This is a genomic window from Streptomyces humidus, assembly GCF_014649655.1.
Classification (GTDB): domain Bacteria; phylum Actinomycetota; class Actinomycetes; order Streptomycetales; family Streptomycetaceae; genus Streptomyces; species Streptomyces humidus.
On sequence record NZ_BMTL01000006.1, the window covers coordinates 41468 to 53082 of the forward strand.

The window sequence follows — 11615 nt, forward strand, 5'->3', positions numbered from 1 at the left end:
TGCGGCGGCGTCCGTCGTGGTCAGCCGCCGGCGAGGGGGCGGGCCGCCGAGGCCGCCGCGCCGCGCGGGAGGCGGTCGGCGTGCGGCGGACGGCGGCTGCCGACCGGGGTGACGGGGGTGCGCTCGGAACGGGTCGTGTGCGGGCCCGGGGCCAGGTAGGCGGGCGAGCGCGGCACGCGGGCCGGGGAGACCGGTTCGCGCACCGTGGCGGCCTCCTCCTGGGCCGCGGGGACCTGTGCGAGCGCCACGTGCGCCGCGACGGGGGTGGAGGGCACCGGGGCCGGAGCGGCGACCGCACGGCTGGGACGCTCGCGCAGACGGTCGCGCAGCGCGAAGATCGAGACCTCGGCGCGGGCGATCAGCGGCTCGCACCAGGGCAGCGCCAGCAGGATCAGCAGCCCGGCGGCCCAGCCGAGCACCACGTCGCTCAACCAGTGCGTACCGAGGTAGACGGTGGTCAGGCCGACGCCCAGGGAGACGACCGCGGACACGGCGGACAGCCAGCGCCGGGCCCTCGGCGTGGAGGCCAGATACGCCAGGATTCCCCAGGTCACGACCGCGTTGGCGGTGTGGCCGCTGGGGAATATATCGCCGCCCAGGCCCATCTCGTTCGATCCGATGGTGGTCGCGTAGTGCGGCCCCAGCCGGCCCATGCCGAGCTTCGCCGCGCCGACGGTGATGTTCAGCAGCAGCAGCGAGGCGCCCAGGGTGAGCAGCGGGCGCAGGGTGTGCTGCCGCCAGGATCTCCAGCCGAGCCAGGCGGCGACCATCACGGCGGTCGGGCCGCGCTGGCCGAGGACCACGTAGTAGTCGAGGAAGGCGTGGATCTCAGGCCACTGCTGGTAAGGCCGGAAGAACATGACCTGCCAGTCGAGGCGGACCAGCCACGACGTGATCACCACGAGCCATACGATCGCCAGATAGAAGGCCAGGGTCGCCAGCAACAGGGCGACCCGGTGCCTGCTCATCTTCGGCACATCGATGTGGGCCGGTCGTTCCGGCTCACGGTCGAGCCTGGCGAACACCCGGTCCAGACGGGTGGGGTTTCGTTCGGTACGCACCCAAACGACGTTACAGCGAGTGAGCTCGAAACCCTGCCGAATCCGCTGGTTTGTGATGACGATGTGATGTGGGATTGCTCTCAGAACGCAGTTTATCCCCATGGAATCACTAATCGTCGAACGCTGTTCCCTTCAATTCTTTTGATCATTCCTGGGGATAGTTTTAGGGAACCGATGAAATGTTTCACTGAAAAGCCGGACATCACTCACGGGGGGCCGGAGCCGTTCAGCCACCACGCCCCGTACACGGCCGAGGCCGTCGCCGCGCACCCCACGACCAGCGCCGCCCTGCTCGTGCGCAGCCGGGACAGGGCCAGGGCGGGCGGCAGCAGCAGTGGGAAGGCCGGCAGGAGCAGCCGCGGCTTCGAGCCGAAGTAGCTGGACGCGCACAGGGCGAGCGCGAGGACCGCGCCGCCGTACACCAGCAGCGGCAGCGGCTGGCCCTGCCGTACGCAGACGGCGTACAGCCACAGCAGCAGGACGACGCCGACGATCAGTCCGAGGCCGGCGAGGGCGGAGGGGAGCGACGTGAACTTGCCGGCGACGAACCGGGCGAAGGCGTAACCGCCGTCGAAGCCGTTGCGCCAGCCCGCCTGCACGTCGAGATAGCCGAGGGGGCCGCGGCCCGTGCGGTGCCCGACCCACAGGACGTACCCGGCGGCACCGAGGGGTGCGAGGAGTATGGCGAGGGCGTGCGGAGTGAAGCGGGGGTGCACGGCATTCCGTTCGCGCCCCGCGAGGGCTTCGCTGGAAGGACCGGGGGCGCGTTTGCGGGTGTGCGCGCCGGACGCGGGCGCTGTGCTGCGGGTTCCCGCGATCGAGACCTCGGAGGCCGCCGCACGGTCAGCGAGAAGCGACTCCGCGCCGGTCGCCGTCGAGCCCTCCGGGACCGCCGCACGGTCACGGAGGAGCGACGCCGCGCCGGCCGCCCACACCGCCGCGACCACCGCGAGCCCCACCGGGCGGGTCAGGCCGGACAGTGACGCCAGGGCTCCCGCGGTCAGCCACCGGCCGGTGAGCACCGAGTACAGCGACCAGGCGGCCAGCGCGGTGAACAGCGACTCGCTGTACGCCATCGACTGCACGATCCCGACCGGCAGGACGGCCCACACCAGCACCGCGCACACGCCGGCCCGCCGTCCGTGGACGTGGTCGGCGACCGCGAAGATCCCCCAGGCCGCCGCGAGCGAGGCGAGCAGGGACACGACGAAACCGGCGTCCGCGTACGACAGCGGGGTGGCCGCGTGCAGCAGCTTCTCCAGCCAGGGCAGCAGCGGGAAGAAGGCCAGGTCGGAGTGCACGTCCCCGTTCGGCAGACGGACCTCGTAGCCGTATCCCAGCTCGGCGACCCTGGCGTACCAGAGGGCGTCCCAGCGGGCGGTGAGCAGCGTGTACGCGCTCTTGTCGCGCGCGGCGCTCCACAGGACGAGGCCGAGCAGGCCCAGGGCGCGCACGGCCGCGTACCCCAGCAGGGCGGGCGCCGCCCGGCGCGGGGACGCGGAGCCGGGGGGCCTCACGCGGGTCTGGAGATCGGTCACGGGCTCGATTATCGACGGGCGCCCGGAGCCCGGGACCGCCGAGTGCGACGGGGGGCGTGCCGGAGGGGATGCGGAGTGTGACCGGGGGCGGGGTGCGGCATGGGAGTGCGGGGTGGGTGCGGGACGGAGGACGGGCAGGGGCTGTGGGGGCGGCAGGGGTACGGGCGGGCGTGCGGTGGGGTGGGGAGCGGGGGCGTGGGGCGGAGGCGGGAGAGGGCGGGCGGGGTGGGAAGCCGGGGGCGGAGTGGCGTACGCCACAGGGGCCGCTCGTGAACGGTGAGATGTCCGCCACGTGGCCCCCGCGCGAACTCGCGTACGCTGCGTGTCACTCGTGTTCGTTTGCGCGGGCCGGAGATCACCGCTCCTCTCCGGCCGAGTCGCGGGGAGCCCCCACCCCGCGAACCCGCCGGACCGAGGGATCACCTGGGAGGTACGTACATGTCCGGGACGACCACGGCCGCCGCTGGGCTGCGCCGGAGGACGGCCCAGGCCGGTGCCAACCGCTGGGTCGTCCTGGTGGTGCTGTGCGTCAGCCTGCTCCTGGTCGCCGTCGACGCGACCGTGCTGCACGTGGCGGTGCCCGCCGTCACCGAGGACCTGCGGCCCGGCGCGATCGAGCTGCTCTGGATCGTCGACACCTATCCGCTGGTCTGCGCCTCGTTGCTGATCCTGTTCGGCACGCTCGGCGACAGGGTCGGCCGCAGACGGATCCTGCTCCTCGGATACGCCCTGTTCGGCGTCGCCTCCGCGCTGGCGGCGTTCGCCGGAAGCGCGCAGACGCTGATCATGGCGCGGGCGCTGCTGGGGGTGGGCGGTGCGATGATCATGCCCGCGACGCTGTCGATCCTGCGGCAGGTGTTCCCGGACCGGCGTGAGCGCGCGCTGGCGGTAGGCATCTGGAGCGCGGTGGCAGCGGTCGGCGCGGCGATCGGCCCGCTGCTCGGCGGCTTCCTCCTCGAACACTTCTGGTGGGGCTCGGTCTTCCTCGTCAACATCCCGCTGATGCTGGTCAGCCTGCCGGTGGGCCGGCTGCTGCTGCCCGAGTCGCGCGGGGCGGGGGACGGTCCCTGGGACGTGGTCGGCGCGCTGATGGCCGCGGCGGGACTCTTCGGCGTCGTGCTCGGCGTGAAGCAGCTGGGCGGCGGGGAGCCGGGGCCGTTCACCGTGGTGCCGCTGGTAGTGGGCGCGGTGCTGATCGTCCTCTTCGTACGACGTCAGCGGCGCCGCACGCACCCCCTGGTGGACCTGGGGATGTTCGCGCGGCCGGCGTTCAGCACGTCGGTGGGATGCATCGTGCTGGCCATGCTGGCGCTGGTCGGTCTCGAGCTGATCGCGGCTCAGTACCTGCAGCTCGTGCTCGGGCTGTCTCCCCTGGAGACGGGGCTGCGGCTCCTGCCGCTGACCTTCTCCGCGATGGCGGCGGGGCTGGCGGGGGCGCGGCTGCTGCGGGGGTTCGGGCCGCGGCGGATGGTGTGCGGGGGGTTCGGGCTCACGGCGGTGGCCGTGCTGGTGCTGACCGCGATGGGCGGGTCGGACAACGCGGGGCTGCTGCTGATCGGGTTCCTGCTGCTCGGGTTCGGTCTGGAGACGACGTTGTTCGCGGCGTACGAGTCGATGCTGAGCGAGGCTCCGCAGGAGCAGGCGGGCGGGGCGGCGGCGATCGGCGAGACGTCGTACCAGCTGGGGGCGGGGATCGGGATCGCGCTCCTGGGGAGTGTGATGAACGCGGCGTACGCTCCCGGACTGTCCTCCGTGCCCGGTGTGCCGGCGTCGGCGTCGGCGGCCGCGGGGCATTCGCTGGGCGAGGCCTACGGCGTGGCCGGCCGACTGGGCGGGCCGGCCGGGGCGGCACTGCGGCGGGCCGCGAAGGACAGTTTCGTGCACGGGCTGCATGTCACGTTGCTGGTGAGCGCGGGGTTGCTGCTGCTGGGAGCGGTGATGGCGTTGCGGTTGCCGCGGGTCATGCAGTGCGAGGCGCCTCCGGCGGGGGTGGGGGTTCCGGCGCCTCGGGAAGTCGTGGAGTCCCGCGTCTCCGCCTGAGCCTTCCCCCGGTGACCCGCGGCCTGCCGGTCGCTCTCCCGTCCCGCCTGCGTGCTGCCCGTGGCGATGGGCGCAGGGGCGTTGCCCGTGGGGGTGATGCGTCGTCGCCGTCCGCGGCTTGTGCGTACGGCCCGGCGGCCTGCCTGTCGCCCGCCGCCTGCAGCCTGGCCGTCCGTGTCTGCCGCCTGCCGCCCGCTGCCCGCCGCCCGCCGCCCGGCCGTCCGCTGCCTGCCGTCCGTGCCTGTTGCCCGTCCGCCCGCCCGTTGCGCGGCCGCCCGTGCCCGGCACCGGTGGTCCGGGGGGCAGGCTCGCTGTGTGCGGTCCGGGCGAGGTTCTCGGTGCGGCCGCCGTGCGCCGGGCCCGCGGTCCACGTCGCGGGTGGTACTGCGCGGGTGGTACTGGACGTGTGGGCCGACGGATCATAGGGTCGGGCGGGAGAATTTTACTAGCGGTGCTAGTTTTTGGTTTCTGTCGGAGGCTGCCCTATGTCCGCGTCCTCGAAGTTGCCCCCGTTCGACCCCGCCGATCCGCTCGGCATCGACGATCTGCTGGACGCCGAGGACCTGGCGATCCGGGACACCGTGCGCGACTGGGCGGCGGACCGGGTGCTGCCGTACGTCGCCGAGTGGTACGAGAGCGGGGAGCTGCCGGTCATCCGGGAGCTCGCCCGGGAGCTCGGCGGGATCGGCGCGCTCGGGATGTCGCTCAGCGGGTACGGGTGCGCCGGCGCGAGCGCCGTGCAGTACGGGCTCGCCTGTCTGGAGCTGGAGGCGGCCGACTCCGGGATCCGCTCGCTCGTCTCCGTGCAGGGGTCCCTGGCCATGTACGCCGTCCACCGGTTCGGCTCCGAGGAGCAGAAGCGGGAGTGGCTGCCCCGCATGGCCGCCGGTGAGGTCATCGGGTGCTTCGGGCTCACCGAGCCCGACCACGGGTCCGACCCGGCCGGCATGCGGACGTACGCCAAGCGGGACGGCTCGGACTGGGTGCTCGACGGGCGGAAGATGTGGATCACCAACGGGTCGGTCGCCGGGGTCGCCATCGTGTGGGCGCAGACCGAGGAGGGGATCCGGGGGTTCGTGGTACCCGCCGACAGCCCCGGTTTCTCCGCGCCGGAGATCAAGCACAAGTGGTCCCTGCGGGCCAGCGTGACCAGCGAACTCGTGCTCGACGACGTGCGGTTGCCGGCCGACGCGGTGCTGCCGGAGGTCACCGGGCTGCGCGGCCCGCTCAGCTGTCTGTCCCACGCCCGTTACGGAATCGTCTGGGGCGCGATGGGCGCGGCCCGGTCGTGCTTCGAGACCGCCGTCGAGTACGCGAAGACCCGGGAGCAGTTCGGGCGGCCCATCGGGGGGTTCCAGCTCACGCAGGCCAAGCTCGCCGACATGGCGGTGGAGTTGCACAAAGGGATTCTGCTCGCCCACCATCTGGGGCGGCGCATGGACGCCGGCCGCCTGCGTCCCGAGCAGGTCAGCTTCGGCAAGCTCAACAACGTGCGGGAGGCGATCGAGATCTGCCGGACCGCGCGCACCGTCCTCGGCGCCAATGGGATCTCGCTCGAATACCCCGTCATGCGGCACGCGACCAACCTCGAGTCGGTCCTCACCTACGAGGGCACCGTCGAGATGCACCAGCTCGTGCTGGGCAAGGCGCTCACCGGACTCGACGCCTTCCGCTGACCCGGCCCGGGGGCCGAGGCAGGGCCGACGAGCGGCCCTGCCTCAGCTCTGGTTGAAGAAACCGTCCGTCCGACGCGCGGACGGGTCCCCGTTCACGATCTCCGTGTTGGCGGGGGTCAGCAGGAACACCCGGGTGGACACCCGCTCGATCGAACCCCGCAGGCCGAAGATCAGCCCTGCCGCGAAGTCGACGACGCGCTTGGCGTCGGCGGCCTCCATGGCGGTGAGGTTCATGATGACCGGCACGCCCTCGCGGAACAGTTCGCCGATCGCCCGCGCGTCCCGGAAGCTGTCCGGGGTGACGGTGCCGATGCGGCGGCCCTTCTCCTCGGCCGTGTCCGCCGCCACCTTCACGCGCGGGTCGGTGACCCAGGCGTCCTGCGAGTCGGTCCCCTCGGAATAGTCGTCGTCGTAGTAACGCTCGTCATCGTTGTCGTCGACGAGGCCAAGCCAGGCACTCGCCTTGCGCACCGATCCCATGGACGCCTCCTCTCACAGCGGTCTTTCTGCTTTCCGCATTCCCCATGGTCGTCCATGATGCGGATGTCGCGCCAAGTGGATAGACGCCGCGCGGGGGGTTTGTGACGGTACTGGTGCACAGCTAATACGTCGAGAGCCCGCGTCTCCCAAGGGTCGCACCGCATAGGACTGCTGACTGTGAGTGAAATATGATTCTTTGTGGCGGACGGGTGACGGACGGTGCGTCCGGGTGAACCGAGTGCCCCCGATCCGCCATGACAATCGGTCGATAGCATGCGGCAGCTCAATGTCCCAAGGACGACGGGGGTTGTCGTGTTCGGAATCGTCAGGCCGTGCAGCCATCGGCTCGGAGAGAGTCTCAAGACCCAGTGGATGGCCCACCTGTGCGGGCTGTGTCTCGCGCTGCGCGGCGACCACGGGCAGTTCGCGCGGGTCGTCACCAATTACGACGGTCTGCTCATATCGGTCCTGACGGAGGCTCAGGCCGAGCGCGTCGCCGCCGACGGGTGGCGGCGCACGGCGGGGCCGTGCCCGCTGCGGGGCATGCGCACCGCTTCCGTCGCCCAGGGCGAGGGCGCACGGCTCGCGGCCGCCGTCTCGCTGGTCCTCGCCTCCGCCAAGGTGCGTGACCATGTCGCCGACGGGGACGGGGTGCTGGCGCGGCGGCCGGTCGCCGTCGCCGCGCGTCGGGTCGCGGCGAGCTGGGGGCGGGCCGGGGAACGCGGCGGAGCGGCCGTGGGGTTCGACACCGCCGTCCTCGTCGACGCCGTGGACCGGCAGGTCGGCATCGAGGCGCTCGCCGGTCCGGGCACTCCGCTGCTGACCGTCACCGAGCCGACCGAGACCGCCACCGCCGCCGCCTTCGCGCACACCGCGGTCCTGGCGGGCCGGCCGGCCAACGCCGTGCCGCTCGCCGAGGCCGGCCGCCTCTTCGGACGGCTGGCGCATCTGCTGGACGCCGTCGAGGACCGGGCCGCGGACGCGGCGGCCGGCGCCTGGAACCCGCTGACGGCCACGGGGACCTCGCTCGCCGAGGCCCGCCGGCTCGCCGACGACGCCCTGCACGGCATCCGGCTCGCCCTGCGGGACGTCGAGTTCGTGGAGGGCAGGCTGGCGCATCTGCTGCTCGCGCACGAACTGGGACGGTCGGTGGACCGGGCGTTCGGAACGAGTTCGTGCGGGCACGCCCACGGGCCCGAGGGCGCGCTCGGCGCCGAGGGGGCGTTCGGGCCGCCGACCGGGCCCTACGCGCCGCGGAACCCGGCGGATCCCCACGCTCCGAACACGCCGGGCAATCCGTACGGCAATCCCTACGGCGGTGAGCCGCCCCGGCCGCGGAAGCGGGGCTTCCTGGCCGGCTGCGCGGTCGCGATCGGACTGTGCTGCACCTGCAAGGCGTGCTGCGCCGACGAGTTCGAGGGTCCCTGGTCGAGGAAGAAGCGCGAGGGCCTGTGCAACGACTGCGGCGACTGCGGCGGCTGTGACGGCGGCTGCTGCGACTGCTGCGACGGGTGTTCGTGCTGCGAGTGCTGCGACTGCGACTGCTCCTGCTGACGCGCCGTCACATGCCGTGCGGGGACGCTCGCCGTCCGTGGCGGCCGCCGGTGCGGTGAGCGCCGGGGGTCCGCGCGACGTATCTCCCGCCAAGATGCGGATGCTCGAAAGGACCACGGACCATGCCCGGGCGTTCTGACCAGACCGTGCCGCTCGCCGTGAAGATCGTCGTGAGCGGGGGGCTCGGGGTGGGCAAGACCACCTTCATCGCCGCCGTCTCCGAGATCGAGCCGCTGGACACGGAGGCGCCGATCACCCAGGTGTCGGTGGGCGTCGACTCGCTCGACGGCGTCGAGTCCAAGACGGCGACCACCGTCGCGCTCGACTTCGGGCGCATCAGGCTCGATCCCGCCATCGCGCTGTACCTGTTCGGGACGCCGGGGCAGGACCGCTTCTCGTTCCTGTGGGACGACCTGGTGGAGGGCGCGCTGGGAACGGTCGTCCTCGCGGACACCCGGCGCATCGAGGAGTGCTACCCGGCTCTCGACTACTTCGAGGCGCAGGGCGCGCCGTTCGTTCTCGCCGTCAACCGCTTCGACGGGGCGGAGCGGTTCGAACTGGACGACGTCAGGGAGGCGTTGGGATTGGGCGCGGACGTTCCCGTGCTCGAGTGCGACGCGCGGGAGCGGGGGTCCGTGCGGGATGTGCTGGGCGCCTTGATGGATCTGGTGATCGGGTTCCGGGCCGCGCCCGGTCATCGGGCGGTGGCGGCGCGAGGGTGACGGGAGCCCGAGGGAGCTGAAGAAGCTGAGGTGAGGGAGCCCGAGGCGGATCGTCATGGCGCGGGTCGCCCCGGGCGGGGCCCGGCGCGAGTCCGGAGCCTGTCCGCGCAGACCGGCAGGCGGCAGCGGACCGGACGCGGACGGGCGCACGGCGGTGGTCCTCGACGCGGCCGTACTGCCTCCGTGCACCATTGCCGGTACTTCGGTCCGTCAGCCGCCTCTGCCGGGAAGACATGGGACGTGGCGGTCGAGGAAGAGGAGCGCAACCCGGTCTGAGCTGGGGAAAGAGGACTGCGAGAGGGTTCGACTCCCGTAGTCCCCTCACTGGTTGACGGCTGAAAGGCGCCCTTGCGTCTACCGGCCGTTCGGCCGAATACTCCCCCTCAGCGCTTGTCAGGGCCACGGCGTGTCCGCAATCCGGACGAACGTCGGTCCTGGCTGCGCCTCACGGGCCCCGACCCCACACGACGGGCCCCCGACTTCCCCTAGGAGGGAACGAAACGTGAGGATCAAGCGCACCACCCCCACCACCATGAGCGGCGTCTCGAGACGGATCCGGCTGACCGCCGTCGCCACCGGACTCGTTGCCGCGGCCGCCCTCGCGATCCCCCACGCGAGCGCGGCGGACGACACCACCTTCAGCGCGGCCGAACTCAAGAGCGCCGACGCCTCGGTGCTCAAGGCGGACGTCCCGGGCACCGCCTGGGCGGTCGACGCCAAGACCAACCGACTGGTGGTCACCGTCGACAGCACGGTCTCCGAGTCCGAGATCGCGAAGATCAGGCAGGAGGCGGGCCGCAACGCCGGCGCGCTCACGATCAAGCACACCCCGGGCAAGATCACCAAGCTCATCGCCGGCGGCGACGCCATCTACGGCGGCGGCTACCGCTGCTCGCTCGGCTTCAACGTCCGCAGCGGCAGCACCTACTACTTCCTCACCGCAGGGCACTGCGGCGAGGTCGCCTCGACCTGGTACTCCAACTCCGGGCAGACGAGCACCCTGGGCACGAACGTCGGCTACAGCTTCCCGACGAACGACTATGCGCTGGTCCGCTACACCAACACCTCCGTCACCAAGTCCGGCACCGCGGGCAACACGGACATCACCAGCGCGGGGACGCCCAGCGTCGGCGCGACGGTCTACCGTGACGGCTCGACCACCGGCATCCACAGCGGCCGCGTCACCGCGCTGAACGCGACCGTCAACTACGGCGGCGGCGACGTCGTCTACGGCATGATCCAGACCACCGTCTGCGCCGAGGGCGGTGACTCCGGCGGCGCGCTGTACTCGACCAGCGGCGTCGCCTACGGCCTGACCTCCGGTGGCAGCGGCAACTGCAGCTCCGGCGGCACCACCTTCTTCCAGCCGGTGGTGGAGGCCCTGAACGCCTACGGCGTCAGCGTCTTCTAGCTCGCCCCGGGCCCCCGCACGCGAACCGCCGTGCGGGGGCTCCTCGCTGCCCGCGTCCGGCCGCCGCGCGTCACGGCGTGCTCTGCGCGCGGTGCGTCCGCAGGACCGAGGCCAGCAGGGTGACGACGACGCCCCCGGCCGCCCACGCGGACAGCACCAGCAGGGACGCGGTCATGCCGTTGCCCTCGAAGTAGGCGATCGAGCGCGCCGCCCAGGTCCCCGCGCCGGGCGGCAGCGCCGGGCCGATCGCCTTCCAGAACGGCGGGAGCAGCGGAGGCGGCAGGGCGCCGCCCGCGCTCGGGTTGCCCAGGATCACCACGAGCAGGATGACCAGCCCGATGCCGGCGAGCCCGAAGACGCCCTGGAAGGCGAGCGTGGCCGCGCCGACGGCGAAGACGGTCAGCGCGCCGAGCCCCCAGTAGGCCGCGACGCCGCCCGGCAGGGCGTCCAGGACCGGCCCGACGATCAGGGCGCCGCCGAGTCCGCCGACGATCCCGACGACGGCCATGGCGAGCAGCCGGATCGCCGCGCGCCGCGGGGTGGAGCGGCCGGCGCCCGAGCTGATGACCATGATCGAGGCGCAGAGGTAGCCGCCCACGCACCAGCCGACGGTCAGATAGAACGACGACAGCCCGTTGGCGTCCTCCTTGGCGGCCGGGACCACGTCGACGGTCCGCAGGGTGCGTGCCCGGGACTTCTCCAGGGTGGTGGTGAGCGTCGCCAGGGTGGCGGCCAGCACCTTGCCGCCGCCGGTGGCCACCAGGAGGGTGTCGGCGCCGCCCGCCGGGCCGACGACCAGGGCGCCGTCGATCTTCCGTTCGAGGATCTGCTCGCGGGCCGTCGCGGTGTCGGCCACGACCCGCGGGTCCAGGGGGCCGCCGGGCAGCCGCTCCAGCAGGGTCGCCGTCTGCCGGGCGACGGCCTGGGGCGCGACGACCCCGAAGGGCACGTCCTTGGGTCTGGGGTCGTGCAGCGCTCCCACGTAGGAGGCGATGAAGAGCAGATGGAGGGCGACCACGCCGACGACCAGCAGCGTGGCCCGCGGAGTGACGGCGTCCTTCACCTCGTCGAGGAAGGAGCCGCGGAAAGGGCCGCGGGGCGCGTCGGCGCCGGCGCTCTGCGTCATGTCCCCA

At 72.5% G+C, this 11615-nt stretch carries 9 protein-coding genes; 5 read left to right on the plus strand and 4 right to left on the minus strand.

The features are described from left to right. Positions 1 to 20 precede the first annotated feature (20 nt). Positions 21 to 1061: a phosphatase PAP2 family protein gene (locus IE239_RS08180; RefSeq protein WP_190148603.1), complete on the minus strand. Its 1041-nt coding sequence runs from the start codon at positions 1059 to 1061 to the stop codon at positions 21 to 23. Positions 1062 to 1267: 206 nt separating this feature from the next. Next, on the minus strand, positions 1268 to 2599 hold the full coding sequence (locus IE239_RS08185) for a mannosyltransferase family protein (protein ID WP_190148604.1): 1332 nt from the start codon (positions 2597 to 2599) through the stop codon (positions 1268 to 1270). 438 nt (positions 2600 to 3037) lie between these two features. On the opposite strand from IE239_RS08185, the gene IE239_RS08190 reads away from it, so the two are divergent. Together IE239_RS08190 and IE239_RS08195 are read left to right on the plus strand one after the other, a co-directional pair. Next, positions 3038 to 4639 carry an MFS transporter gene (locus IE239_RS08190; protein WP_190148605.1) on the plus strand — a complete coding sequence of 534 codons (1602 nt, stop codon included), beginning with the start codon at positions 3038 to 3040 and terminating at the stop codon, positions 4637 to 4639. A gap of 485 nt (positions 4640 to 5124) precedes the next feature. Continuing rightward, complete coding sequence (locus IE239_RS08195) at positions 5125 to 6315, plus strand: acyl-CoA dehydrogenase family protein (protein ID WP_190148606.1); 1191 nt, start codon at positions 5125 to 5127, stop codon at positions 6313 to 6315. A 42-nt stretch (positions 6316 to 6357) separates the two neighbouring features. On the opposite strand, the gene IE239_RS08200 is transcribed toward IE239_RS08195, so the two are convergent. After that, positions 6358 to 6795 (minus strand): cell division protein SepF, encoded by a 438-nt coding sequence (locus tag IE239_RS08200; protein ID WP_190148607.1) that lies wholly within the window; start codon positions 6793 to 6795, stop codon positions 6358 to 6360. A 312-nt stretch (positions 6796 to 7107) separates the two neighbouring features. Here IE239_RS08200 and IE239_RS08205 point away from each other — a divergent pair, with 312 nt between their 5' ends. From IE239_RS08205 to IE239_RS08215, 3 genes are all read left to right on the plus strand, one after another. Beyond that, the gene (locus tag IE239_RS08205; protein ID WP_190148608.1) at positions 7108 to 8349 is read left to right on the plus strand and encodes a DUF5685 family protein; all 1242 of its coding nucleotides are present in this window, start codon (positions 7108 to 7110) and stop codon (positions 8347 to 8349) included. A gap of 122 nt (positions 8350 to 8471) precedes the next feature. Beyond that, a complete protein-coding gene (locus IE239_RS08210) occupies positions 8472 to 9071 on the plus strand; it encodes a GTP-binding protein (RefSeq protein ID WP_190148609.1) in 600 nt (199 codons plus the stop codon). A gap of 502 nt (positions 9072 to 9573) precedes the next feature. Continuing rightward, the gene (locus IE239_RS08215; protein WP_190148610.1) at positions 9574 to 10482 is read left to right on the plus strand and encodes a S1 family peptidase; all 909 of its coding nucleotides are present in this window, start codon (positions 9574 to 9576) and stop codon (positions 10480 to 10482) included. A 70-nt stretch (positions 10483 to 10552) separates the two neighbouring features. Here the strand turns inward: IE239_RS08215 and IE239_RS08220 are convergent, their stop codons facing one another. Next, positions 10553 to 11608: a DUF3533 domain-containing protein gene (locus IE239_RS08220; protein WP_190148611.1), complete on the minus strand. Its 1056-nt coding sequence runs from the start codon at positions 11606 to 11608 to the stop codon at positions 10553 to 10555. Between the last annotated feature and the right edge of the window lie 7 nt (positions 11609 to 11615).

What these genes read in the sequence shown, in the direction of transcription:
- IE239_RS08190 (WP_190148605.1), top strand. Translation starts at nt 3,038, where the DNA reads ATGTCCGGGACGACCACGGCCGCCGCTGGGCTGCGCCGGAGGACGGCC.
- IE239_RS08195 (WP_190148606.1), top strand. Translation starts at nt 5,125, where the DNA reads ATGTCCGCGTCCTCGAAGTTGCCCCCGTTCGACCCCGCCGATCCGCTC.
- IE239_RS08200 (WP_190148607.1), bottom strand. Translation starts at nt 6,795, where the DNA reads ATGGGATCGGTGCGCAAGGCGAGTGCCTGGCTTGGCCTCGTCGACGAC.
- IE239_RS08210 (WP_190148609.1), top strand. Translation starts at nt 8,472, where the DNA reads ATGCCCGGGCGTTCTGACCAGACCGTGCCGCTCGCCGTGAAGATCGTC.
- IE239_RS08220 (WP_190148611.1), bottom strand. Translation starts at nt 11,608, where the DNA reads ATGACGCAGAGCGCCGGCGCCGACGCGCCCCGCGGCCCTTTCCGCGGC.